The organism is Dietzia timorensis (assembly GCF_001659785.1).
GTDB classification, from domain to species: domain Bacteria; phylum Actinomycetota; class Actinomycetes; order Mycobacteriales; family Mycobacteriaceae; genus Dietzia; species Dietzia timorensis.
This window is the reverse complement of sequence record NZ_CP015961.1, coordinates 2,338,030-2,361,351: the sequence shown is the minus strand read 5'-3', so window position 1 is coordinate 2,361,351 and position 23,322 is coordinate 2,338,030. Positions and strand designations below refer to the sequence as shown.

Sequence of the window (23,322 nt, the reverse complement as noted above, 5' to 3'; positions counted from 1 at the left end):
CCCTCGCATCCCGCGTACGGTGATCTGCACACCGCGAACTCGCAGAAACCGCAGCCCAGGGAGCCTTCTCGTGCGCACGCCTTCGCCCAGGAACCGCCCACAAACCCCCGCCCATGACGTCGGAGCCCGCCCCTCCCAACGCCGCCGCACCTCCCGCGCCCTCGTCATCGTCGCGGCCGCCGGGCTCGTCGCGGCGACGCTATCCGCTCCTGCCTCCGCACAGGAGGGCTCGGTGTCTACGGGAACCGGCAGCGGGGGAGGACAGTTCGGCGGCCCGCTCGAATCGATCTGGGAAGGCACACCTGATGGGCGCGATTCGGCGTTCTACACCGATCCCGCACCGCTCGAAAACGCGCCCGGCCGAGTCATCCGCACCGAAGACGCCCAACTGCTCACCACCGCACCCGGCGATGCGCTCGCCGCCGCCGGCTCCGCAGGATCGGCCGATGGCGCCGGCCTCCACGCGAATGCGCAGCGCGTGCTCTACGAATCAACCGACGCCCACGGCGCACCCATCGCCGCCTCCGGTCTCTTCGTCCGCAACGAGGCGCCGGCGTCCGCGCGCCACGACGAGCGTCCGCTCGTCGTGCTCTCGCCCGGCACCCAAGGCCTCGGCGATCAATGCGCACCGTCCAAGACGATGCCGAGCGTCCTCGACGCCCAATTCTCCCCGGGAGTCAGCGTCGGTCTGGGCTACGAGGTCGGCCAGGTCCACTACTTCCTCGCACGTGGATTCTCGGTGTTCGTCACCGATTACCAGGGTGTCGGCACCCCGGATGCGGCCACTTATCTCACTCGCGACGCCATGGCCCACGCGGCGCTCGACGGCGCCCGAGCTGCGAAGGCAATCCCCGAATCGGGCGTGAGCGACGAATCGAAGGTCGGATTCTTCGGCCACTCCCAGGGCGGCGGGGCGACGGCGGCAGCCGCGGAACTCGCACCGAGCTACGCCGCCGACCTCAACATCGCCGGCGCCGCGGTCAGCGGTCCGCCGGCAGACCTTTATCCCATGCTCGACGTCGTCGATCGCAGCATCAACGCCGGCCTCGTCGGCTTCGTTTCTTCCGGACTCGCCGCCGCGTATCCAGATGCCGCCGACAGTCTGCGCGACGTCTTCAACGACGAGGGCCAGGCGATGCTCGACCGAAGCGCGAGCAGTTGCGTCGGCGACTCGATAGGCGCCTACGGCTTCGCAGACTCGCGCACGTGGACCAAGGACGGCCACTCCTTCGCCGACAACCTGCGCTCGAATCCGGAGCTCGACGAGCTCGTCAACGCCCAACGCATCGGCCTCGGCAAACCTGAGGTTCCGGTGGCGATCATCCAGGAGCCGAACGACGACATCATCCCCGAAGGGCAGGTCCGGCAGCTCGAGGCGGACTGGTGCGCCCAAGGCGTGCAGGTCGACTACCTCGAAGGTTTCCTGCCGCCGCTCATGCCGTCGACTGCGACCGTGCACATGGCGGCGGGCCTACACTCCAAGGGCGCTGATTGGCTCGCCGACCGTGTTGCCGGAGGAGCCGTAAACGACACGTGTTCGGCGACGTAAGGCCGGCGAATCGACAATCGGTCCTACGTGCCAAGCCGCGCGGTTAGTGGAGGAGAAGTCCGCCGTCGACATAGTGGCTACTTCCGGTGACGAAACTCGCGTCGTCCGACAGTAAGAACGCTGCGAAGGCGGCCGCCTCTTTCGCGTCGCCAACCCGGCGGAGGAGCACCTGATCGGCCAACTCCGATTCGAAGGTAGATCTGATTTCCGCCGGCAGCCCTGTTCGCAGGTTTGAAGTGATTGGTCCAGGAACGAGAGTGTTGACGCGAATGTTGCGCGGCGAGAGCTCGGTGGCCCAGCATCTGGCAGAACTGAGTAATGCGGCCTTAGTGGCTGAGTACAGCGACAGGTCCTTGCCGCCCTCGTACGTCGCCGTCGAGGATGTGACCAGTACGGATCCGCCGCTTCGGACCATTGGGGAAAGCGCACCCATCTGCAGCATGGGAGCAACTGTGTTGACGGCGAACATCGACTCTGTTTCCGACCTAGTGAGGTCTTCGATGGGTGAAGCGGCCGCGTAGCCGGCATTGAGCCAGATCCCGTCGAGACCACCGGCCTCGCGGGCAACACGAGCGAGACGTTGGGGCGACTCCGGTGAGAGCTGGTCGTCGTTGACCACCATCGCGCGGTCGCCTAGTACTTCAGCGGCTCGTGCAAGGTGTTCGGTCGAGCGACCGGTGACGATGACATCGGCACCCTCGTCGGCAAGCTTGGCCGCGCCGGCGAGTCCGATGCCACTCGTTCCACCGGTAATGAGGATAGTCTTTCCCTGAAATCTGTTCATGGAAAGGAAGCTAGGGCCTCGAGCGAGGTCTAGCGCAAGCGTTCTTGGAGATGAATTTAGGGGGCGGATGTATTCGATAAGTGAGGTCGTCGAGCTGACTGGCATGAGTCAGCACACTCTTCGCCTTTATGAACGTGAAGGATTTTTCGTCAACAAGGTCCAAAGAGATTCACGAGGCAACAGGGCGTATGACGAAAGCGACGTGGACTGGCTACAAAGGCTCGGCATCCTTCGCGCAGCGGGAATGCCGATTGCGGAGATTTCTAGATACGTACAGCTCGTCCGTGCGGATTCGCCTGACGAGAATCGAATAGAGATACTGGCCAACCATCGTGAACGCGTCCTTCAAGAACTTCGCGACGCTCAAGAACGACTCGGCCTGATGGACGACAAGATCGCGCTGTATCGCGCGCGTCTCGACGAAGGCGGCAGGGGCGCGCCTTGGCCCGAGGCGAAACCCGATGGCGAAGCCGGCGACGGCTAAGTACTTCCCAGTTCCGATACTGCTTCAACTTGGAGAAGCGCGCGCTAACGGATCGTGAAGCGCTTGATTTTCTCTTCAGGTGTAGAGAACTTCTTCTCACCCATCGACGGAGTATCCGATCTCTTTGGCTGCGGCTTTGATCAGTAGTCGCGCGTGCTGCGCCGCCAACGGAGCGTCAGCTGTGGGAGCTACAGGAAGCGACTCTTCGGCAGGTTTGAACAGCACGACGGAGTCATGCCCGGTCATGGTGGACTCCACGAGAAGACCGTCCAATTCGTCGTTGATGTCCGCGGCGAAGATGGCTCTGGCCCACTGCTGCGAAAGAGCGATGTCTTGAAGCGAATTCAGAGAATGAGCCGCCCCGTTCTGCAGCGTCCACGACGAGGTAGAGGTCAGATTGAGCAGGGTGAGAGGCCGCGAGGGCTTCCAAATTGTGAGCCGAGGGGAATTGGCTACCAAGTCCACGTGACGAGCGTCTTGGAATACCTCCGCCAGCGCAGTGGGAAGCGAACACGCACAGTACATAATCGCGTGGCTTGGATGGATGCCGGAGGGAAGTGGATGTGGATCCCACCGGGACGTGGCTACGGGCCCGTACTCCCGAAACGTATTCCACTCCACCGGGTAATTCCCAGCAGTTCGATAGATCCTGAACAATTCGTCTTCGAATGCGACGAGATGGTGATCGGACCAATCGAGTACAGACGGTGGCAGCGGAACCTTGGCTCGTTTCCGACTCACCGATAGATCCAGCCCTCAATGAGTGCCAGCACGGTGTTCGGGGTTCCGCCACTCAGAAGGTGCTCGCGGGGAGAGAGCCCCTCGAGCTCGTCTCTGCTTGTATTCATAAACCGCTCGACTGATAGCGCGTCGAATCCGGCGTCATTGAGTGCGTGGACTACAGGCTGGAGTTGCGGAAGTGCGCTGTTCGCCGAGAACTGCCACTTGGGGTATCGCTTGCTGCGGCCGAAATCGACGACGTAAAGCTTTTCTGCTTGGCCCTGGCGAGACACGTTGGATTTGTTGACGCCCAGTAGCTCCGCCGCCTCGGTCTGGCTGAGGGTCGACGAGAATAGCGACATAGTTTGGCCGGCCGCAGACTCCGCGCGATCTTTCTGGCTATGCCTCGAAGCTTCGGCGAGAATTTTCCTCCGCTCTTTCGGGCCTGCGACTTCCCATCCCTCGTAGACCGGAGGAACACTTTCAACCGAACGCACAAGGTAATCGACCATCGTTTCCGCGACCGGTTCGAAGGTGCCGGCCTGGCTTTCTCGAAAGCTTCGTTCCAGTTCGAGGACTATGTCGTCGACGTATGAACTCAGCCCGAACTTCGACAACATGCCGAGGAGGCTCGCTCCCGCGCCCTCGTTACGTTCCACCTTCGCGACCTGATTCTCTGGAGGTTCGTCGTAGAGGTAAAGCCTCTTGTTCGTGCTCTTCTTCGAAGATGAATCTGCAGATTGTTCGAGAACGATCTGCTGCCTGGCGTCCCTTTTTACGCTCCACCGGGACGCCTTTGATCCTTGCCCGCTCGTATCGGTACTAAGTGCCTCTTGAAGTTCTTTCAACAGTTGAGTGCTCTCGGTCTTGCTGGTGCTCATGACCAACCCTCCTCGCTTGCAACTAACTATACGACGTTGCGCTGAGTTGCGAAATGACAAGATGCTTTGGGGTTAGCAAGTTGACTCCCTAAGTCTCTAGCTGGACTCTTTCGTCTAGAGTCCCTCGACGCGGTGGGCCATGATGGCCGCCTGCACCCGGTTATCCGCTCCGATAGCCGCGAACGCGCTGGACAGATATTGCTTGACCGTGCCAGTTGCGAGGCCGAGCTCGGTGGCGATCTCACGATTCGACAATCCCTGGGCGACCAGGGAGAGCATTCGGCGTTGATGTGGCGGTAGCCCGGCGATGAGCCCGGCGGCTTCGTCGTCTCGCTCGTGCCGGGATGCGGCCTCCGCCCGGACCAGCCAACGAGCCGCGCGTGGGGTGAAGAAAGCGCCGCCTGCATGCAGAGCAGTGACCGCGCGGACGATATCGGCCGGGGAGTCTGTCTTGAGAAGAAAGCCTCGCGCACCGGCCGCCACCGCTCCGCGGATGTACGCGTCATCGCCGAATGTGGTGAGCATGGCCGCGGGGAGTTCCGGTCGGACCTCGAGTAGCCGGGGAAGTCCGGAGATGCCGTCGGTTCCGGGCATTCGAATATCGAGGAGGGCAACGTCCACGGAATGAGAACGAAGCACCTCGACAGCTTCATTGATATTTGGCACCGCGGCGACTACCTCCACGGAGGATCCCGCCGAAAGGAGCGAGGACAGATGCTCGCGAACCATCGCATCGTCGTCGACGAGGAGAACGCGCACAGGCCCGAAGCCCTCGTTGTCAGCAGTGTGCATCGTCAAATCTCCTATTGCGGCGCGGGCGCCGAGATCGTCCGAGTCAATTGAACCTGGCCGTTGTCGAGGCATACCTCGAACACCTCGGTCCGCCGGAACCAGCTGACCTCGGATTCGTAATAGCGGCAGTCCATGATCTCGGCGTCCGCAGAACGCGGCGGCTCCACCATCTGTACCGCCGGCAGCAGGTCAAGCGCCTCGGCCTCGGGCATCCCCACGTGGATCTTCGAGAAATCCTCCTCCGGTAGCACCCCGACCATGGTGCGATAACCGACCACGGACACGGCGATGATGCCGCCACACAAAAGTAGAGCGCCGATAGCGGCGAGGGAGGTGAGGACGACACGACGGGTGTGGCGACGGGACTCGGCCGCCTGATCGAGGACGGCGATGCCCGGGGCCGGCTCGGGCGCGGCGGGCTCGGCATCGAGCCGTAGCGTCGCCTCGAGCACGAACGAGGTCGGATCGGCGGCCGGCTGCGGACCGTAGGAGAATTCGCCGCCGAGAATGCGCACGCGCTGCGCGAGCGACGCCAAACCCGTGCCGGAGGACCCCGAGGGCTGGGGAGGATCGGCGCGTCCGGCGTCATCCAGCGGTGTGGCGACGCGAAAGCGGAGCGTGGAGACGGACGCCTCGGACCGCACCGAAAGGGGCGCGCCGCCGGAATGACGGGCGGAATTGGCAGCGGCCTCCAGCAGGATTCGGGCGAGAGTGGTGCGGACGTGGGCGGAGACCGCCGTAGGTAGAGGACCGGCGACGACGACCTCGATGCCCTCGGCGCGGATGCGCTCGATTGCGTCGCCCGGCGAATCGTCCGCGGGCGCGGTCGGCGGTTCGCTACTGCGCAGGAGCGCGATGGTGCGGCCGAGTTCCTCGGTGGATTCGGCGACCTCGGAGCGAATCCGGTCGATCTCGGCGCGCGCCTCCTCATCCACGCCGGGGGACTGCGACAGCGTGCCGAGTGCGAGGGAGGTGTAGGCGAGTCGGTGGCCGATGGTGTCGTGAATCTCCCCGGCGAGGTTCGAGCGCTCGGAGAGCAGCAGGCTGCGCGTGCGAAGGGACTCCTCGGCGGCGACCGACTCGGCGAGTTTCCAGCCGAGCTGCCGGTGGCGGGCCGCTTCGGTGAACGTGCGGATCAGGAGTACCACCATCACCACGAGCGCGATCCCGACGAGGAGTTTTGTGCCCGTCAACAACGTCACGTCCACGGGCGATGTCGACGGAGAGCTGGTGGCCTCGCTGACAATCCCGGACACGATCGCGGTGGACACGAACAACGCCGCGAAGGCGGCGCCGAAGTTGCGGGCGGCAGGTCGCTCGATAAGAAGATAGGCGAGGACGACGCTGAGCGCGCCCCACACGGCGAGGGCCACCGTGGACCACGGCCCGAAGGTAAGAGACCATGCGACGCCGCAGGTCGCGCCGAGGCCGGCGAAGGTCAGCGGTGAGGCGAGGGGGCGACGGGGGAGGCGAGTCATACGGCGAAACTTATCGAGGAGTAAACCTGAGGGGTAAGTAACCAAAGTTAGTGAAATGTGCCGACCTGCGGCACTGAAACTATTCGAAAGACGCGGCGACCGTAGCTTATATGCCTGATTTAGTAGCCCTTATCGAGTCCGTGTCGGATAAGGCCCTCCTCGTGATCGTCGTGATGGCGCTCGCAGCGATGGTCGAGGCGGCGCTCGGACTCGGCGTGTTCATCCCCGGCGAGACCGTCGTCGTCATCGGCGCGACCGTGCTCGCGCACGCCAGCGGCTGGTGGGTCGCGCTCGGCGTTTTCATGGTCGCGGTCGGTGCCACCGCGGGCGACCATTTCGGCTGGTTCGTCGGCCGCAAGGTCGGCGAACCCATCGGCCGATCGCGCGCGGTCGAATCCATCGGTTTCGATAAATGGGAACGGGCGATGCAGGCAGTGCAGCACCAGCGCCTCGTGCCGCTCATCGTCGTGCGGCAGCTACCCGGCGTGCGCACGCTCGTCGCGGCGGCATGCGGGGCGGCCGGCGTCACCTACGCCCGCTTCGCCACCGCGTCGGTCCTCGGTGCGCTCATCTGGGCGCTGCTGTGGGTCGGCGGCGGCGCGCTCGTCGGCCACACCGTGATCGACATCCTCGGCCCGCTCCTACCCATCGCCCTTCTCGCGTGGATCCTCGTGATTCTCGGCCTCTTCCTCCGCAAACGCCTCAAGGCGCGGAGGGATAACACCCAAGCCTGACGTCGGACCTCCCGCCGCCCAGGCCCGCCGCAAGCCCTGCCGCAAGCCCTGCCGCAAACTCAGCCGGGCCCGGCCTCTCCCAATCCAGCGGAACATTCCTCGCTCCGCGGCCATCACAGCCCCAGAATTGCCGATAGCCACCGAGAGACGAGGGGACCCGAGTGAGCGCAGAAACACAGGAGCAGACGGATGTCGTCCTTCGGCGCAAGGGCACACTCATCGTGTGCGGAGTGCTCGCGGCCTTCTTCGGCGGCATCGTCGTTCTCGGTCTCGTCACCACAGGCGAGGCGCCGGTCTGGGCGACCGCGCTGCTCGTCGCGGTCGTTCTCGCCGGGGCCATCAATATCGCGGTTCCCAGACCTGAGCGCGCGATGGCGTTCATCCTCATCCCGTTCGGCGCCTTCCTGATCCTCGTGAGCGGTGTGTTGTGGTTCGAGGAGGCGCTCACCGACGAGCGGCGGTACTACGAATTCGTGCTCGGCCCGGGCATCGGGCTCGCGGCGAATTACGTTCTCATCCTCATGCTCAGCTATTCGGCGCAGCCCGGCGAAGCAGGCGGACCCGCCACAACGCCGTCGCAGGACGATTAAACAAACCGCGCGCAGAGTCACCTTTCGGCGTGTCATGACGCGGTGAAACGTGACCCCTCATGCGGTCTACCTTCGGGCGGGCACGAGACCGGGAAATAGCGGCCTCCCGTGTCATAGACCCGCGCAGTAAAGGCGGAGTGCTGCACCGGAAGCCGTGCCCCGTCCGCGGCGCGGGGAGAAGTACGGCACAATAAGTAGCGGAGGCGCCGGGTCCTGCCGCGCGTACACGCGCGCGCCGCACACCCGAGCACACCGCGAAGGCGCCGCCGCCGAGAAAATTCGCATACTCGAAACACGCCACATACAGGTGATGGGAGGGCCACGGATGGCCGCAATCGAACAGGTTGGAGCGCGGGAGATCCTCGACTCGCGAGGAAACCCGACTATCGAGGTCGAGGTCGCGCTGGACGACGGGACCGTCTCGCGCGCCGCAGTGCCCTCGGGCGCATCCACCGGCGAGCACGAGGCCGTCGAGCTGCGTGACGGCGGCGACCGTTACCTGGGCAAGGGCGTGCAGCAGGCCGTCGACCAGGTGCTCGACGTGCTTGCCCCCGCCGTGATCGGCATTCCCGCCGAGTACCAGCGCGAGGTCGACCTCGAGCTCATCGACGCCGATGGCACCCCGGACAAGTCGAAGGCCGGCGCCAACGCCATCCTCGGTGTCTCGCTCGCCGTGGCGAAGGCAGCTGCAGAATCCTCGAACCTCGAGCTCTACCGCTACCTCGGCGGGCCGAACGCCCACCTGCTGCCGGTGCCGATGATGAACATCCTCAACGGTGGCGCCCACGCCGATTCGGGTGTCGACGTGCAGGAGTTCATGATCGCCCCCGTTGGCGCGCCGACCTTCAAGGAGGCGCTGCGCTGGGGCGCGGAGGTCTACCACGCGCTCAAGGCAGTGCTCAAGGCCAAGGGCCTGTCCACCGGTCTCGGTGACGAGGGCGGCTTCGCCCCGTCTGTCGATTCCACTGCCGCCGCGCTCGACCTCATCGCCGAGGCCATCGAGAAGGCCGGTTACACCCTCGGCGAGGACATCGCGCTCGCGCTCGACGTCGCGGCGTCGGAGTTCCACGAGAACGGCGTCTACAACTTCGAGGGCGGCCAGCGCAGCGCCGCCGAGATGTCGAAGGTGTACGGCGAGCTCGTCGCCAAGTACCCGATCGTCTCCATCGAGGATCCGCTCGACGAGGACGACTGGGACGGCTGGGCCACCCTCACCGCCGAGATCGGCGACAAGGTTCAGCTCGTGGGCGACGACCTGTTCGTCACCAACCCGGAGCGCCTCGCCGACGGCATCGACAAGGACATCGCGAACGCGCTGCTGGTCAAGGTCAACCAGATCGGCACGCTCACCGAGACGTTTGACGCGGTCGATCTCGCGCACCGCAACGGCTACAAGACGATGATGTCCCACCGCTCCGGCGAGACCGAGGACACCACGATCGCCGATCTCGCTGTCGCGTGCGGCTGCGGCCAGATCAAGACGGGCGCCCCGGCGCGTTCGGAGCGCGTGGCCAAGTACAACCAGCTGCTGCGCATAGAGGACGATCTCGGCGATTCGGCCCGCTACGCCGGCCGCGCCGCGTTCCCGCGCTTCGGCAAGTAGCACTCCCGGCGCCACGTTCCCGGCGCCAAAGCAAGACCCTCGCACGACAAACAGCGAAGCGGGGCGGCCTCAACGGTCGCCCCGCTTTCGGCTTCCCTGAGCCTTCCCCGAGACCTCCTGAGAGTCCCCGAAATTCCCCGCGAAAATCCGGCGCGCGTTGCACGATCGTGACGCCGACCCAGTATTCTTTAGTCACACCAGTCACACTGGCGTGTGCTCGGCATTCCTGCCTAGGCCCGCGACCGGTGCGGCTTTTCATCACGTATGACGGCGGAGGAGGCGATTATGGCAGGCAGCCGCGGCCCGGCAAGTGGCTCGACCAGGCGGCCGGCGAAGCCCGCGCCTTCGCGCCGCTCCGCGTCCCAGCTCGCCGGCAGGTCGAACCGCGCCCGCCGCGAGGCAGGCGGCCGGACGGGGATGAGCGGCAAGCTCAGCCAGTCGGGCCGTCCCCAGTCCGGGCGCTCGCAGTCTTCCCGTTCCTCGCAGGCCGGTCGGCCGTTGCAGGTCCGCAACGAGGCCGAGAACACGGTCCTCGGCCCGCGCGGCTACGCGTTGCGCCGCATCGGCATCCTCGCCGTGGTCATGGTGTTCCTCATCGTGTCGATCTCGGTGCCCGTGAGCAACCACTACGAGTCTGTCGACCAGGCCCGCGCCCTGTCGTCCGAGCGCGCGGCGCTCGAGTCGGAGATCTCGAAGCTCCAGCAGGAGAAGAACAAGCTCAACGACCCCGAGTACATCCAGGCGCAGGCGCGCCAGCGCTTCGGCGCCGTCAAGCCGGGGGAGACGCCCTACCGCGTCGTCGACGATGCCACCGCAGAGCGCGCTGCAGCCGCAGCCGCCGCGGAGGAAGAGGCGAACCGCAAGCCGTGGAACGAAACCCTCTGGGGCTCGATCTCCGGCAACCGCGGCGAGGATTAGCGCCAGACTCTTGGGCCTTTGCCTTTCGTCTGTGGTCTCGTAGTCAGCGTCTGCAAGTCGGTAAATCCCTGCTCTTGATTGGTCAACGTAATTCGGGCGCGCCGCGCCTTTCGCGATTTGTGCTGTGGCATAGGAGCGGACACGGGCAGGGAATTTTGCCACGCATTACATTGCGGGCGTCCGCCCACGGGCCGTGCGTAGAACTTCGTCGCCGAGCTCGCTGCTGTGAAATCTCGAATACATTGTTGAGCCACGACGCATCATGCGTACGTTGAGGTCATAAGCGGCGTCCAACAGCAGGGCAGTGTGTGGAAACTCGTAGGTGCCCTGCGAGATCGCGAATAGCGTATCGAGGTCGAAGTGCCAGGTGAGCACCGACTTCTCGCGATAGCTACTCACCTGGGTTCGGAACTCATTCCTGTTCCCCTCCAGCGATTCGGCGTTTTCGATTGGAGAGGTGTTTATGAACGCCGGAGCCGCCCAATCACCGTCCTCTAGACGCTCGACCATGCAAACAAGAGTTTCGATGTTGCCGCAACTGATGGACGCGGTGCGATAGAAATCTGGACGGCTATTGGTCGACGGCAGGCACGAAGAGATCCAGAGCTGTTTCACGGATAGTTCGGGTGCCGGGATCGTCTCCGCGACATACCAGCCGAGAACAGCGCGGAGGATGTCGTAGGTATGTATGGGCGTCGACGAGAGACGTTGAAGCTTCTCGATCGAGGACGATCCAGAGAGTCCCGCCGCGCGAGGTCGGCGGTCGCGATCCCACGGCAGATCGATACTCCTGCCCTCCTCGAGCGTGATCGAGTAATCGCTTCGGCCTGCGGGCTTGTTGGTCAACATGATGTTTCGAAGTGAGTAGTTCTTCTCGGAATGCGTGATCAACATTTGCTCGAATTCGTCGAGCGAGTCCAATGGACAGTGGAAGAACTCAATCTTCTCAATATCGGAATGATTTCCCCGGTGGGTTGCGAAGCGCTTGACTACGTCTCTGGCCTGGCCTATGTACCGCTGCCCATCGGAAAAGACCAGTCGATAAATTCCACACCGACTTTCGCCTGGCCTGAAATTTGGAGCAATGCTACCAGTCTCGCGAACGTCGAACGACACCCCTTCAAGAATGAATTCGGTAATATTGCTCGGTTCTGCCGTCACCACTGCATGTTCCCCTCTTTGAACGCGCCAGACAGTTTCGCCGACGCCGCGCATACTCCCCTTTGAGCAGAATAGATTGCACTCGAACATTCGACCGGAATTTCCCGAGGACCGCGGACCATGAGATTCCTGGACCGTCTTGTCCGCCCGATAGACTGTCGACTGTGAGCAACGAAACTACCCCTGGAAATCAGGTCGATCAGGCAGACCTCGACGCCGTAGCCAAGCAGCTCGGCCGCGAGCCCCGCGGTGTTCTCGAGATCTCCTACCGCAGCCCCGATGGCCAGCCGGGCGTGGTCAAGACGGCTCCCAAGCTCGACGACGGTACGCCGTTTCCGACGCTTTACTACCTCACCGATCAACGACTCACTGCCGAGGCGAGCCGGCTCGAGTCCAAGGGCGTCATGCGGCAGATGTCCGACCGGCTCACAAAAGACAAAGACCTCGCTGCCGACTACCAGAAGGCCCACGAGCGCTACCTCGAAAAGCGCAACGCCATCGAGGACCTCGGCACCGACTTCTCCGGCGGCGGAATGCCTGAACGCGTCAAGTGCCTCCACGTCCTCATCGCCTACGCGCTCGCCGAAGGCCCGGGGGTCATCCGTCTCGGTGACGAATCCGTCGCCCTCGCCGCAGACGGCGACTCGAACCTCCGCGGCACGGCGATCCCGAAGGACTGGCCCACTGCCGCCGATCTCGGCATCGACGCCGACGCCAACGACCTCAACGCTGCGGGGGAGTAGCGCGTGCCGGACGCGAAGCCCAACAACGTTGTCGCCGCCATCGACTGCGGCACCAACTCCATCCGCCTCCTCGTCGCCGAAGTCACTGCCGACACCTTCGGCAACCCGAAGCTCGTCGACCTCACCCGGGAGATGCGCGTCATCCGCCTCGGCGAGGGCGTCGATGCCAGCGGCGAGATCAACCCCGCCGCCATCGAGCGTTGCCGCGAGGCGCTCACCGACTACGCCGCCACCGCCCACAAGCTCGGTGCCACCGCCATCCGCATGGTCGCCACCTCCGCCACCCGCGACGCTTCCAACAAGGAAGACTTCTTCGGCATGACCGCCGAAGTCCTCGGCCAGCACTTCCCGGGCGCCCAAGCCGAGGTCATCTCCGGCGACACCGAGGCCGAGCTCACCTTCGCCGGCGGCGTCGGCGAGCTCGACCCCACAGAAGGCCCGTTCATGGTCACCGACCTCGGCGGCGGCTCCACCGAGCTCGTCGTCGGCAGCTTCGAAGACCGTCGCCCACACATCAACTCGGCGCACTCGATGAACATCGGCTGCGTCCGCCTCACCGAGCGCGTCCTCCACTCGCAGCCGCCCGAGGCCACCGAGGTCCGCGACGCCAAGGCCATCATCGACGAGTCCGTGTCCGAGGCGCTCACCCACGTGGACGCGAAGCAGGCCCGCACCTGGGTCGGCGTCGCCGGCACCTTCACCACGCTCATGGCGCTCGCCCTCGACCTCGACACCTACGAGCCCGCGCGCATCCACCTCTCTCGCATTCCTCTGGCGGACCTGCGCCGCGTCTGTCACAGCCTCCTAGGTATGACGTCGGAGGAACGCAGCGCCCTCGGCCCCATGCATGTGGGCCGCGCCGACGTCATCGGCGGGGGAGCGCTGGTCGCTATGCGCCTCGCAGACGTCGCCGAGTCCGTCGGAATCGACACCCTCGTTGTCAGCGAAAAGGACATCCTCGACGGCATCGCTCGCTCCGTCGCAAATTTGCGCAGCTAGTCGGTAACCTCGCCAGGCACTTGGCGACGATTGACGCTCAGCCGAATCGAGAGGGCGAGTTAATCATCGGCTTGCAAGAATTTGCTTTGGGCAAATTGCCGATTCGGAATCCGTAAAACATTGTGGTGTGTTGCTATGGGTGCCACCTACTACCGCGAGTCTTAGGACCTGCCATTAAGGGGCAAACATGAGCAATAGGCGTGGTTACGCTGTCGGCCACATTCGAGATGTCGAGTTTGGTCCAGACATCAAGAAGTACATGGAAACGATTGAATCTACCTTCATACCTTTTGGCGGATGCTGGGTCGTACATGGAGCGTCGCCCGAGATCATTGAGGGAGAGTGGGACGGGGATCTCGTCATCATCGAATTCCCAACGTTGGACGATGCACGTACCTGGTATTTTTCTTCGGACTACCAATCCATTTCGAAGCTCCGCGAGAACAACTCCACGTCGAGCATCATTTTGTTAGAAGGGGTGCCGGAGGGCTATCAGGCAATCGATACGGTCGCGAAGCTCGAACGAAGCTGATATTCAGACCGTTCATAGAGCGGAAGCCGAATTTAGTGAACAGTGTCGTCGAGAGTTCTGGACCTCTGCCTTCGAAACTTCCTATTGGCACGTTCCGGGCACAGCAGTGTCGACCTTGCGCCTGTCAACGTCGACGATATCGTAGTCGGCACAGGCAAACTCCAGCACTCGTTGTTCGGCGTCTGCGAACTCGGCCTCACTGGCCCCTTCGTCATCGTCAGGCCGCGTTAAAGATATCCGCGCCGGATCTACGCCGCCTACTGCCTCTACGATCCACGGGCCGGCGATCTCCTTCACAGCGGCCGCAGCTTCGAGGTGCTTCGACAACCGCCCATCATTAACCAGCGTCCGATAGTCGAGTTCCCTCGTGTCCGAAATCCAAATATGGAGGGGATCGAGGGAGCCCTCGGGTTCGAGATCTCCCATGCTCAGCATCAGCCCCTCGTCGTGCGGCACGTCCGACTCCGAGCGACCATCCGTGGAAGCCGACACTTGCTGCGCAAAGAGCTCGTCGAGCGGCGCGCCAATCTCGGCACCTATTCGACGAACGCATTCGCTGTCTGCGCACCCCGGAACATGCACCTGCGTGTAGCCGATGTCGGAGTTGAAATGCACCTGTTCGATCTGGTCGGACGCAGCGACAAGCTTGGCCACGGACTCTAGTAGACGAAAGTCGATCCGGGAGTCGATGTCGATGATTGCGTTCCCAATCTGATCATCGAAATCAAACGTCGTGGTCTGAAGAAGATCGCCGTGGCCTTCGCTTTCGAGTTGCTGCCGGACGAAGTGGACGATCTCGGCGGCCTCATCGGGGCTCACTCGATTGAGCCCCATATCGACGTGCAGCGTGTCCTCGCCGTAGAAATCTTCGATGCCATAGTGAACCAGTTCGCCGTAGCCGTAACTGAGCACCTGTTCATTGAACTGGCCGCTCAGCTCGTCCAGGTCCGGACCGACGAGCGCGCAACTGGTCGAGAACATCACCGTCGCCACGGCAACAGCCGCTACAACGTTCCGCATTCGCATCTTCTCTCGTGTCCACCCATCGTTGTCCTAATTCATGGATGCACTCGCCGAGCCGAATGTTCCGGCAACAACCAGTACCCAGGGCGCTTCAATCTTCTGGTGTGACACCAAGTTGCTCTTCGACTTATTCATTGCATTCCGGGGACGAGGCGACGTCGAACTCGGAATAGTTGTCCTCCACCGTGTCGACTTTTCCGCAGGCGAACGTCATCACTCGAGACAGTGCTTCTTCGAACTTTTTATCGGGGATTTCTTCAGAGAATGAGCGGTGGAGTTTCACCGTCGACGGGCTATCAACAAAGGTCGTCAGCTCGTAGGGTGCCGTGAGGTCGATAATGCCCGCAGCTTCATGTAGCGAATCTGAGACGCGTGTCGAGCCGTTCTCCTGAGCGACGTCGGTTTCCGGTTCACCGTTGAGCATGATGGTGAGGCCTTCGTCGGGATCGTTTGCCGTTCGGGAGAAGTCCACGCTGAACATTTGCGGGGATCCCGAAATGAGCTCCGATGATTCGGTAGCCAACGATCTAGCTTGCTGGGCGTACAGCGCGTCGAGTTCCTCACCGGTGTCATTGATTGTCTTGTTGATGCACTGGGCGGTCTCGCATGGCTTTAGATCGATCTCGATTATTTCGTTGTCGAGCTTCGATTGCACCATCGTGACCCGGTCCGACCCAGTCGCGAGTTCGCTAATGGAACGAAGCAGAGCAATGTCCGCGCCTTCATCGATCCATACCTCGGTACCACCGACGGTCCAACTCATTGACAGGCGCTTCCCGGAATATCCGCGCGCATCGTCACTTCGGAATTGTTCGTTGACGAAATCGATCATCTCTGCGGCCTCTTCGGGAGTGGCGTCGCCGGCGTTGATCTGTGCGCTCAGGCTGGCCTCACTCTTGTACTCACCTGTAGAGAAGCTGACGCGCCCTTCGTAGCCTTGTTCCCTTGCGGCGAGCTCAAGCGCTTGCTCGGTCTTTTCACGGTTAACGCCTGTACCGCATCCTGCTCCGAGGACGGAAATCGAAAGCAACGCCAGGGCCACTGCGACCGTCTTAGTTCGCACGTAATCACTTCGCACGGGACCTCCCTTGTCGGAATCGATAGCTATATGTGGTGGGACGCATTCGTGCGGCGAAAGGTTCCCGGCCGCGCGGGGCTCTGCATTCGAATGCCCGCCGACTCTGGCGTAGGCCGCACAGCGAAAACGTATAAAGCGTCCAGTAACGTCGAGTCCAACGCGACAGGTAAGCTACCTAGTTTGGTGGCAACGTCACCTCTCGCCCCCATAGCCCAATTGGCAGAGGCAGACGGCTTAAAACCGTCAAAGTGTCGGTTCGAGTCCGACTGGGGGCACAGTAAGCGGCCCCGCGGCACGCAAAAAGTGAAACATGTTTTAGAATCCTAAACGTCGACAAAACAGTCGACGCTGCACGGTGGCAGGAATCCGGTGGAAATCCGGAACGGTCGCGCCACTGTAAGCGGAAGCCGGAACTCGACGGCCCCGTAAGTCAGGAGACTGTCCCGCGTAGCCACTTCAAAGGGACGCGCAATCCCAGATGGAGCCTGGCACAGCCATGTCTATTTTCACTGCTTCGGCAACACGCGCCGGACGCACCACCTTCCTCGCCGCCGGCCTCGCGGCAACGCTCACTCTCGCCGCATGTGCGACGGACACCGATTCGGCCGCGGACCAGCAGGCCGCCGAAGGCGCCGTCACGGTCACCAACTGCGGCGAAGAAATCACCTTCGGCCAGGCCCCGGAAAAGGTCGTCACCTACTTCCAGCACCCCACCGAGATGCTCCTCGCGCTCGGCCTCGAGGACAAAATCGTCGGCCACGTCTACCCGGACAACGAACCGCTCCCGGAATACGCCGACGCATACAACGCCCTCAACGAGATTTCCGAAACCGACACCTCCTTCGAGAATCTCCTCACCCTCGAACCGGACCTCATATACGGCGGCTACGCGAGCGCATTCTCCGCAGAGGACGGACGCGACCGCCAGAAGTTCGAGGACGCTGGCATCAACACTTTCCTCACCGCAGAAAGCTGCGCCGACGCAGAGCCGGCAACCCTTGACGATGTCTACGAAGAAATCCGCACACTCGGCCAGATCTTCCGCATCGAGGACCGCGCCGATCAGCTCGCCAACGACCTCGAAGGCCAGATCGAGGACACCGAAGCAGCCCTCAAGGGCGTCGACCCCGCCGACGTCTTCGTCTACGACTCCGGCGACGACGCGCCCATGACCGTCGGTGGCACCGGCATCGGCAACGAGGTCATCGAGCGCGCCGGCGGCACGAACATCTTCGAAGACCAGGAGGGCACCTTCGTCGATGTCTCTTGGGAGCAGGTCATCCAGCGCAACCCGGACACCATCGTCATCCTCGACTACGCAGGCCAGCAGTCCCCCGAGGACAAGGAAGCCGCCCTCAAGGCGCGCCCGGATCTGCGCGACGTCACCGCCATCAAGGAGGGCAACTTCGTGCACATGACTCTCATGGACACCGTCCTCGGCGTGCGCGCACCCATGGCCGTCAACACCCTCGCCGCGGACCTCCACCCGGAGGTACTCGAGTGATCGTCCCGGCCGTCGACTCACGCGCGGCCTCCCGCATCGCCGCGGACCTCATCGACATCTCCGGGAACCCCTCGCTCCTCCCGGAGTCCCCCGCGACGCAAGCGGCACCACCCCTGCCGCAGCTCGTCGCCGACCCGGCCGAGGTGCGCGTCCGCGCGGACGGCGCGCTCGCGCACCTCGGCACCGACGAGCTTCGCGTCGGCCTGTCGTGGACCCAGTACATGCTCGGCGACCGCCTGTGGGGAATCCTCCTCAGCGCCGCGCACCTGCACGGGGTCGTTCCCCACATCGCCGACCTCCGCGCCCCGATCGGCGGCGGCCCCCGCTGGCCCCTTATGGGAACACCACGTATGACGTCGCACCTCGAATCCTCCCCGGAGGAGCTCGCCGACGCGCTCCTCGGACAAATCCAACCCCTCATGGCAACCCTGGCCGACACCATCGGCCGCTGCGGCAAGGTCAACCCGCGCATCCTTCTCGGCAACACCTCGACCGGAATCGCGCTGTCGACGCGCTCGCTCATGGGGCGCGGTGACGACGTTGCCCTTGTCCACCTCGCCACCCTCGTCGCTGAGCGCGGCGGCTACGCAGACTGGTACACAGGCCAGTTGCCCGGACCCATCAAGCGGCGTACCTGCTGTCTGTACTACCGCGCCGCCCGCCGCCGGCCGTGCGGCGACTGCGCGCTCAAGGACTCCGCCGTCGTCCGCGCCTTCCAGGAATCCGCGCCGACTCCCGCCACGCCGGAGAACGCATGACGACAACGGACACCGCGTCCACGAACGCGCCCGAAGTCCAGGCGCCCAAAGCCACCCCGAAACGCCGGGCGCGCAGGAAGATCGCGTTATCGACCGGCTACGTCGGGCTTGTCATCGCGCTCCTCGCGGCGATGGTCGCCGGCGTGGGGATCGGTTCGGTCGCGCTTTCTCCGATCGACATCATCACGGCCGTTGGGGAGAGGGCGCTGCCCGGCGTCATCGACGCCACCGGGCCGTCCTACGTGGACACGATGATCTTCGAATCGCGCCTGCCGAGGGTGCTGCTGGCAGTGTTCGTCGGCGCCGGGCTCGCCATGGCGGGCATGGCGATGCAGGCCGTAGTGCGCAATCCTCTCGCCGATCCGTACCTACTCGGGGTGTCCTCGGGCGCGTCGGTCGGCGCGGTGCTCGCGATCGTGTTCGTCTCCGGGGTTCTCGGCCGTTGGACGATCTCGCTGTTCGCGTTCGCCGGATCGTTGGTGTCGATGGTGCTCGTGTATCTCACCGCGCGTGCCGGCGGCCGCATCACCACGCTGCGGCTCATCTTGGCCGGTGTGGCCGTGGCATATGTGCTCTCCGCCGTCACAAGCCTCCTGCTATTGGTGTCGCCGAATGCGCAGCACGCCAAGCAGGTGATGACGTGGCTCATGGGGTCGCTCGGCGGTGCGTCGTGGGATGCGCTGCCGATCGTCGCCGTGGTGGTCGTGCTGGGATTGTTGTGGCTGTACGCGTCCGCGCGCAGGCTCAACCTGATGTTCGCCGGCGATGATGCCGCCGCGACGATGGGCCTCAACGTCGCGCGGTTTCGTGTCGAGATGTTCCTGCTGTGCTCGCTGCTCACCGGCGTGCTCGTCGCGGCGAGTGGGCCGATCGGCTTCGTCGGGTTGATGATCCCGCACGCCACGCGCATCCTCTTCGGCGCCGACCACCGCACCGCGTTGCCGGCGGCGGCGCTCCTGGGTGCTACGTTCCTCATCCTCGCGGACATTGCCGCCAGGTCGCTGGCGAGCCCCATGGAACTGCCCGTCGGAATTCTGACGGCGGTGTGCGGCGGCCCGTTCTTCATCTGGCTGATTCGGCGCGAGGGGAACAAGGCGAAGGCGGTGGCCGCATGATTTCTGGGCAGGGCGATCCCGCGCGGCTTTCGGTACGCGGGGTATCCGTCCGATTGGGCGGGCGCGACGTCGTCTCCGATGCCTCTTTTTCTGTAGAGCCTGGCGAGGAGCTCGGCGTGGTCGGGCCCAACGGCTCCGGCAAGTCCACGCTACTCAAGGCCGTGCTCGGGTTGCTGCCGATGCACTCGGGCGAGGTGGAGCTCGACGGCAAGCCGGTCGGGGAGATGCGCACCCGCGACCGCGCGCGCAACATTGCCGCAGTGCTGCAGGACGGGACCGGGGATTTCGACCTGTCCTGCCGCGACGTGGTGGCGATGGGGCGTTCGCCGTACAAGCGGTTCCTCGACCGCGATAATGCTGCTGATAAGGAGAAGATCGGCGGCGCGCTCGGGATGGTCAACGGCACGCATCTTGCGGATCGGCCATATGTGTCGCTGTCCGGGGGAGAGCGCCAGCGCATTCTCATTGCGCGGGCGATCGCGCAGGAGCCGCGCCTGCTCGTGATGGACGAGCCGACGAACCACCTCGATCTGCGCAATCAGTTCGACGTGCTCGAGCTGCCGACCAGGCTCGGGGTGACCTCTCTGATCGCGCTGCACGACCTCAACCTCGCGGCGGCGTACTGCGACAAGGTCGCTGTGCTGTGTGAGGGACGGGTTGTAGCGTACGGGACGCCGCACGAGGTGTTCACCGAGGATCTGTTCGAGCACACATATGAGGTACGTGCACAGATCCTCACCGACGACGAGACTGGCGATCCGTTCGTCCGATTCCGGCCGCTGAGGATTCCACGCAGTCGCGTGAACAAGTAACTCATCCCGTTCCCTGGCCACAATGTGGAAGGCGTTTGAGTCTGTTTGCTCAAGGCTGAAACGCGAGGATAAGGCTTTGGGATGGACGGCGAGTCGTGGGCTCGAACTGTATTACAAGTCATCCAAATTGAATTGGCAGTGGCCGGCGTGCCTTTCTCTGTCCACCGATCCGGGTCGTCATCAAGCGGACGAGACCGGCGAGGACAAAGGCGGAGCCGACGCCGACCCATGCGCCCGGGCCCATCGGCCAGCCGGCGAGCGCAGTGATGATCGTGCCGGTGTGCATGCCGCCGTGGACACCGATTGCCGGCCACACCGAACCGGTGCACAGCCTCTCGACGCCCGCCCAGAACCCCATGCCCAGCGGCAGCACGAGGTAGAGAAGGGTTTCGGCCGTCGATTGTTGGCCGCCCGTCGACGTCAGATGCAATGCGGTGAAGGCGACCGTGGTCGCGCCGAGGACGAGCCACGGCCGAGACTTGTGGCCGAGGAACGCGACTCCGCGGAACCACAGCTCTTCCTGTATGCCCTGGAGCAGGAACGCGCGGGCGAGCCCGATCGCGACGACCGCGGCAAGGGGGACGCCTGCAGTTCCCGGATCTGCCGCGCGGTCGGCGTCGACCCCAGCGGCCGAGAGAATGCCGATGACTGCGGCGGTCAGCACGGCCGCAGCGGCTGTGGTCGCGAGAAGTGCACCAGCCGAGAATCCTGAAGTGCGGTGGCCGAGAATGTCTCGCCATGAGAGCCGCGAGAACCTCACCACGATGGAAAGCAAAACCCCCGCCGAGAGCAGCGGCACAGTGAGCGTTGCGAGGGACGCGAAAAACAAGGTCGGGCCGAGCGGCTGGGATTCGAGCGACGTCATCCAGTCGGTAAAGCCGGGGACGAATTCGAGCAGGGCTGGGGACATAGCGCAGGCCATCATGCCTGCTGCGGCGAGGACGCATCGCCCGGCAACGCCCCACAGGGTGGGGCGAAATGCACGGGGGTTGGATCTGGAGTCTTCGCGGGATTGCGAGTGCGGGGCATGTGCGGTGGTAGTCATGGCAACTCCTTGATCGAAAGGCCGGTGAATCAAGGGTGTCTCGATCCGGGGTGTGGCCGTAGTGCCTGCGGTCATCGATAGCGGCGAGAAACTGATGACCGTGGTCACATGCGCGGGCGCGGGCCGATGTGGATGAATAGAGGGATGGACACCGAGTCGAAACAGGTGAGCGTACGCACGTCCGTCTCGCAGATCGCGACCGCCGTGCTCGCGGTGGCGCTCGCGTTCGCTCTCCTCCGCGCCATCGAGATTCTCGACCATGGCGACGTGTGGCTCGCGTGCTTCCTCGCAGCAGTGGCGATCAGCGAGGCAGGCGTGTCCGCCACGTGGTGGCGCGTCCGAAGTCGGCGGAGGAACCTTGCCCTCGCAATGGCCGTGCTCGCGGGGCTTGGCGGGCTGTTCGTCTGGCTCCTCGCCAACAACATGATGGGCACGCCGCTGTTCGCTGTCGCGATTTGCGTACTCGTGGTCCAATTCGGCCTTCGTGCCGGCGCGCTCCTCGGGGCGGTATTCCTCGCGATGATGCTCGGGCTGTACCTGCTGTCCGACAGCGTGCCTTTCGGTGGCGTCGCTGCAAATACGGTCATCGTCGTCGCGTTGGTCGCCGCCGGTCTCGCCTCCGCGCATCTCGTAGCTCAACTCGACCGCGCGATCGTGCTCGAGGCGGAAACCTCGCGGTTGCGACGCGAGGAGGCGCTCGCGGAGATGGACCGAGTACTCGCGTCCGAACGCGCCGCGAACGCGCGATTGTTGCACGATGAGCTGGGTCAGCGCCTCACCGTGATCGGCATGGGGCTCGATCTCGCCACGCGTCTCCGGAGCGCTGAACCCGGATCGAGCAGCGACGCCGAGGCATGGACAGAAGTAGAACGCTCGCGTGCCGAGGCCGCCCGCGCGCTAGACGAACTGCGGACGCTCGTACGCTCCATGAGCCCCCTCGGCACGTCAGAAACTCGTCAGCTCGACCTCGATTCCGCGCTTGAGAAAATCGCCGCCTCGTTCAAAGGCACTGGTTTGAACGTGCGCCTCGAATCGCCGTCGGGCAGAACGGACGGCGCGCTTGACGAGCTCGCCTACCGAATCATCCAGGAGGGGTTAACGAACGCGGCGCGCCACTCGGGCGCGGAAAACGTGACCGTGTCGGTGGTCGCCGGCACGACCTGCCGTATCCGGATTCATGACGACGGAGGCGCCTTGCCTGAAGCGACCGAAGAGGGCTTCGGGCTGATCAACCTGCGCGAGCGAGTGGAGTCCGCAGGAGGGGAGTTGGTCGCCGAGCCCGGGGAACTCGGTTTCGTGCTCGACGCCTCGTACCCAATGCAACCGGTGAATGCATGAGCGCAGTCGGGGAGGAACGCCTGCGACTGCTGGTGGTTGACGACCAGGAGTTACTTCGCCGCGGGCTGCGCATGCTGCTCGAGAGCACGGGCGATGCCGAGGTCGTCGGCGAGGCACGCGACGGACACGAGGCGCTCGGACTGTTGGAGACACTCGATGTGGACGCGATCATCACGGACGCGGTGATGCCCGGGATGGGCGGCGCCGAGCTCATAGCCGCATGCTCTGAGCGCTTTCCGGGTGTGCCGGTAGTCGTGGTGACGACCTTCGATACGACGGATGTAGTGGCGTCGGTGCTAGATGCCGGTGCCGCGGGCCTGTTGCTGAAGGACACCTCTCCCGAGAAGATCGTCGACGCGGTGCGATCGGCGCTCGCAGGTGGCGTCACCGTCGACCCGCGAGTGGCAAAGACGGCACTGAGGACGCGCAACCGCCCGGCCGACCCGTTGAGTGCTTTGACGAAGTCCGAACGCGAAGTGGCGATGTGTATCGCCGACGGACTCACCAATGCGGACATCGCGGAGCGGCTGCACCTCGCACCCGGAACGGTGAAAAACTACGTGTCCACGGTCATGAGGAAGCTCGAAACTCCCGACCGCACCGCGCTTGCGTTGAAACTAGACCGAATGCGCACGAAACGATTTCAGCTATAGAGTACGTCCTGATCCAGCCTCGATGCGC

Annotated in this window: 24 protein-coding genes, 1 tRNA gene and 1 riboswitch; of the genes, 16 read left to right on the top strand and 9 right to left on the bottom strand. The window is 63.9% G+C overall.

Annotation, left to right across the window (positions count from 1 at the left end):
* The first annotated feature begins 70 nt into the window (after positions 1-70).
* Positions 71-1,549: a lipase family protein gene (locus tag BJL86_RS10880; protein ID WP_067476776.1), complete on the top strand. Its 1,479-nt coding sequence runs from the start codon at positions 71-73 to the stop codon at positions 1,547-1,549.
* A 43-nt stretch (positions 1,550-1,592) separates the two neighbouring features.
* Here BJL86_RS10880 and BJL86_RS10875 read toward each other — a convergent pair whose 3' ends face one another.
* Positions 1,593-2,333 carry an SDR family NAD(P)-dependent oxidoreductase gene (locus BJL86_RS10875; RefSeq protein WP_067476779.1) on the bottom strand — a complete coding sequence of 247 codons (741 nt, stop codon included), beginning with the start codon at positions 2,331-2,333 and terminating at the stop codon, positions 1,593-1,595.
* Between BJL86_RS10875 and BJL86_RS10870 the strand changes: the two genes are divergently transcribed.
* Entirely contained in the window at positions 2,332-2,817 is a 486-nt protein-coding gene (locus BJL86_RS10870) for a MerR family transcriptional regulator (RefSeq protein ID WP_082908643.1), read from the top strand. The two genes, BJL86_RS10875 and BJL86_RS10870, sit on opposite strands and share 2 nt — an antisense overlap.
* 96 nt (positions 2,818-2,913) lie before the next feature.
* On the opposite strand, the gene BJL86_RS10865 is transcribed toward BJL86_RS10870, so the two are convergent.
* The 4 genes from BJL86_RS10865 to BJL86_RS10850 form a co-directional block, all read right to left on the bottom strand.
* Positions 2,914-3,558: an RES family NAD+ phosphorylase gene (locus BJL86_RS10865; RefSeq protein WP_067476784.1), complete on the bottom strand. Its 645-nt coding sequence runs from the start codon at positions 3,556-3,558 to the stop codon at positions 2,914-2,916.
* Positions 3,555-4,418, bottom strand: coding sequence for a hypothetical protein (locus BJL86_RS10860; protein ID WP_067476787.1), 864 nt, complete (start codon positions 4,416-4,418; stop codon positions 3,555-3,557). The genes BJL86_RS10865 and BJL86_RS10860 overlap by 4 nt, the downstream gene beginning before the upstream one ends.
* A 114-nt stretch (positions 4,419-4,532) precedes the next feature.
* A complete protein-coding gene (locus BJL86_RS17145; RefSeq protein WP_067476790.1) occupies positions 4,533-5,210 on the bottom strand; it encodes a response regulator transcription factor in 678 nt (225 codons plus the stop codon).
* An 11-nt stretch (positions 5,211-5,221) separates the two neighbouring features.
* Positions 5,222-6,688: a sensor histidine kinase gene (locus BJL86_RS10850; protein ID WP_067476793.1), complete on the bottom strand. Its 1,467-nt coding sequence runs from the start codon at positions 6,686-6,688 to the stop codon at positions 5,222-5,224.
* 110 nt (positions 6,689-6,798) lie between these two features.
* Here BJL86_RS10850 and BJL86_RS10845 point away from each other — a divergent pair, with 110 nt between their 5' ends.
* The 4 genes from BJL86_RS10845 (at position 6,799) to BJL86_RS10830 (ending at position 10,533) form a co-directional block, all read left to right on the top strand.
* Positions 6,799-7,422, top strand: coding sequence for a DedA family protein (locus BJL86_RS10845; RefSeq protein WP_067476796.1), 624 nt, complete (start codon positions 6,799-6,801; stop codon positions 7,420-7,422).
* Between the two features lie 161 nt (positions 7,423-7,583).
* Positions 7,584-8,012 (top strand): hypothetical protein, encoded by a 429-nt coding sequence (locus tag BJL86_RS10840; protein WP_067476799.1) that lies wholly within the window; start codon positions 7,584-7,586, stop codon positions 8,010-8,012.
* A gap of 325 nt (positions 8,013-8,337) precedes the next feature.
* Positions 8,338-9,615, top strand: a complete 1,278-nt coding sequence (gene eno / locus BJL86_RS10835) for a phosphopyruvate hydratase (RefSeq protein WP_067476802.1) — start codon at positions 8,338-8,340, stop codon at positions 9,613-9,615.
* Between the two features lie 285 nt (positions 9,616-9,900).
* Positions 9,901-10,533 (top strand): FtsB family cell division protein, encoded by a 633-nt coding sequence (locus BJL86_RS10830; RefSeq protein ID WP_067476805.1) that lies wholly within the window; start codon positions 9,901-9,903, stop codon positions 10,531-10,533.
* A gap of 165 nt (positions 10,534-10,698) precedes the next feature.
* Here the strand turns inward: BJL86_RS10830 and BJL86_RS10825 are convergent, their stop codons facing one another.
* Entirely contained in the window at positions 10,699-11,748 is a 1,050-nt protein-coding gene (locus tag BJL86_RS10825) for a GIY-YIG nuclease family protein (protein WP_156515402.1), read from the bottom strand.
* Between the two features lie 110 nt (positions 11,749-11,858).
* Here BJL86_RS10825 and BJL86_RS10820 point away from each other — a divergent pair, with 110 nt between their 5' ends.
* The 3 genes from BJL86_RS10820 (at position 11,859) to BJL86_RS10810 (ending at position 13,968) form a co-directional block, all read left to right on the top strand.
* Positions 11,859-12,437 (top strand): DUF501 domain-containing protein, encoded by a 579-nt coding sequence (locus BJL86_RS10820; RefSeq protein WP_067476808.1) that lies wholly within the window; start codon positions 11,859-11,861, stop codon positions 12,435-12,437.
* 3 nt (positions 12,438-12,440) lie between these two features.
* Positions 12,441-13,436: a Ppx/GppA phosphatase family protein gene (locus tag BJL86_RS10815; protein ID WP_067476811.1), complete on the top strand. Its 996-nt coding sequence runs from the start codon at positions 12,441-12,443 to the stop codon at positions 13,434-13,436.
* A 187-nt stretch (positions 13,437-13,623) separates the two neighbouring features.
* Positions 13,624-13,968 carry a DUF1330 domain-containing protein gene (locus BJL86_RS10810; RefSeq protein WP_067476814.1) on the top strand — a complete coding sequence of 115 codons (345 nt, stop codon included), beginning with the start codon at positions 13,624-13,626 and terminating at the stop codon, positions 13,966-13,968.
* A gap of 81 nt (positions 13,969-14,049) precedes the next feature.
* On the opposite strand, the gene BJL86_RS10805 is transcribed toward BJL86_RS10810, so the two are convergent.
* Complete coding sequence (locus BJL86_RS10805) at positions 14,050-14,961, bottom strand: hypothetical protein (RefSeq protein ID WP_067476817.1); 912 nt, start codon at positions 14,959-14,961, stop codon at positions 14,050-14,052.
* Positions 14,962-15,118: 157 nt separating this feature from the next.
* Positions 15,119-16,033 (bottom strand): hypothetical protein, encoded by a 915-nt coding sequence (locus BJL86_RS10800; protein WP_067476820.1) that lies wholly within the window; start codon positions 16,031-16,033, stop codon positions 15,119-15,121.
* Positions 16,034-16,270: 237 nt separating this feature from the next.
* Between BJL86_RS10800 and BJL86_RS10795 the strand changes: the two genes are divergently transcribed.
* The 5 genes from BJL86_RS10795 (at position 16,271) to BJL86_RS10775 (ending at position 20,258) form a co-directional block, all read left to right on the top strand.
* Positions 16,271-16,344, top strand: a tRNA-Leu gene (locus BJL86_RS10795).
* Between the two features lie 57 nt (positions 16,345-16,401).
* A riboswitch (cobalamin riboswitch) is annotated at positions 16,402-16,530 on the top strand.
* Between the two features lie 35 nt (positions 16,531-16,565).
* On the top strand, positions 16,566-17,573 hold the full coding sequence (locus tag BJL86_RS10790) for an ABC transporter substrate-binding protein (protein ID WP_082908648.1): 1,008 nt from the start codon (positions 16,566-16,568) through the stop codon (positions 17,571-17,573).
* Complete coding sequence (locus BJL86_RS10785; RefSeq protein ID WP_067476826.1) at positions 17,570-18,331, top strand: hypothetical protein; 762 nt, start codon at positions 17,570-17,572, stop codon at positions 18,329-18,331. Before BJL86_RS10790 ends, BJL86_RS10785 begins: the two co-directional genes overlap by 4 nt.
* Entirely contained in the window at positions 18,328-19,446 is a 1,119-nt protein-coding gene (locus tag BJL86_RS10780; RefSeq protein WP_082908649.1) for a FecCD family ABC transporter permease, read from the top strand. The genes BJL86_RS10785 and BJL86_RS10780 overlap by 4 nt, the downstream gene beginning before the upstream one ends.
* Complete coding sequence (locus tag BJL86_RS10775) at positions 19,443-20,258, top strand: ABC transporter ATP-binding protein (RefSeq protein ID WP_067476829.1); 816 nt, start codon at positions 19,443-19,445, stop codon at positions 20,256-20,258. Before BJL86_RS10780 ends, BJL86_RS10775 begins: the two co-directional genes overlap by 4 nt.
* Before the next feature lie 118 nt (positions 20,259-20,376).
* Here the strand turns inward: BJL86_RS10775 and BJL86_RS17410 are convergent, their stop codons facing one another.
* Positions 20,377-21,303, bottom strand: coding sequence for a CPBP family intramembrane glutamic endopeptidase (locus BJL86_RS17410; protein ID WP_197487632.1), 927 nt, complete (start codon positions 21,301-21,303; stop codon positions 20,377-20,379).
* Between the two features lie 144 nt (positions 21,304-21,447).
* On the opposite strand from BJL86_RS17410, the gene BJL86_RS10765 reads away from it, so the two are divergent.
* A complete protein-coding gene (locus BJL86_RS10765) occupies positions 21,448-22,641 on the top strand; it encodes a sensor histidine kinase (protein ID WP_067476835.1) in 1,194 nt (397 codons plus the stop codon).
* The gene (locus tag BJL86_RS10760) at positions 22,638-23,294 is read left to right on the top strand and encodes a response regulator (RefSeq protein ID WP_067476837.1); all 657 of its coding nucleotides are present in this window, start codon (positions 22,638-22,640) and stop codon (positions 23,292-23,294) included. Before BJL86_RS10765 ends, BJL86_RS10760 begins: the two co-directional genes overlap by 4 nt.
* Positions 23,295-23,322 lie beyond the last annotated feature (28 nt).

Bases quoted from the DNA above. Each gene is read 5' to 3' on its own strand.
- BJL86_RS10810 (WP_067476814.1), top strand. From the start codon at position 13,624: ATGAGCAATAGGCGTGGTTACGCTGTCGGCCACATTCGAGATGTCGAG.
- eno (WP_067476802.1), top strand. From the start codon at position 8,338: ATGGCCGCAATCGAACAGGTTGGAGCGCGGGAGATCCTCGACTCGCGA.
- BJL86_RS10830 (WP_067476805.1), top strand. From the start codon at position 9,901: ATGGCAGGCAGCCGCGGCCCGGCAAGTGGCTCGACCAGGCGGCCGGCG.
- BJL86_RS10875 (WP_067476779.1), bottom strand. From the start codon at position 2,333: ATGAACAGATTTCAGGGAAAGACTATCCTCATTACCGGTGGAACGAGT.
- BJL86_RS10790 (WP_082908648.1), top strand. From the start codon at position 16,566: ATGTCTATTTTCACTGCTTCGGCAACACGCGCCGGACGCACCACCTTC.
- BJL86_RS10850 (WP_067476793.1), bottom strand. From the start codon at position 6,688: ATGACTCGCCTCCCCCGTCGCCCCCTCGCCTCACCGCTGACCTTCGCC.
- BJL86_RS10760 (WP_067476837.1), top strand. From the start codon at position 22,638: ATGAGCGCAGTCGGGGAGGAACGCCTGCGACTGCTGGTGGTTGACGAC.
- BJL86_RS10780 (WP_082908649.1), top strand. From the start codon at position 18,328: ATGACGACAACGGACACCGCGTCCACGAACGCGCCCGAAGTCCAGGCG.
- BJL86_RS10825 (WP_156515402.1), bottom strand. From the start codon at position 11,748: ATGCGCGGCGTCGGCGAAACTGTCTGGCGCGTTCAAAGAGGGGAACAT.
- BJL86_RS17145 (WP_067476790.1), bottom strand. From the start codon at position 5,210: ATGCACACTGCTGACAACGAGGGCTTCGGGCCTGTGCGCGTTCTCCTC.
- BJL86_RS17410 (WP_197487632.1), bottom strand. From the start codon at position 21,303: ATGACTACCACCGCACATGCCCCGCACTCGCAATCCCGCGAAGACTCC.
- BJL86_RS10845 (WP_067476796.1), top strand. From the start codon at position 6,799: ATGCCTGATTTAGTAGCCCTTATCGAGTCCGTGTCGGATAAGGCCCTC.
- BJL86_RS10775 (WP_067476829.1), top strand. From the start codon at position 19,443: ATGATTTCTGGGCAGGGCGATCCCGCGCGGCTTTCGGTACGCGGGGTA.
- BJL86_RS10860 (WP_067476787.1), bottom strand. From the start codon at position 4,418: ATGAGCACCAGCAAGACCGAGAGCACTCAACTGTTGAAAGAACTTCAA.
- BJL86_RS10870 (WP_082908643.1), top strand. From the start codon at position 2,332: ATGGAAAGGAAGCTAGGGCCTCGAGCGAGGTCTAGCGCAAGCGTTCTT.
- BJL86_RS10765 (WP_067476835.1), top strand. From the start codon at position 21,448: ATGGACACCGAGTCGAAACAGGTGAGCGTACGCACGTCCGTCTCGCAG.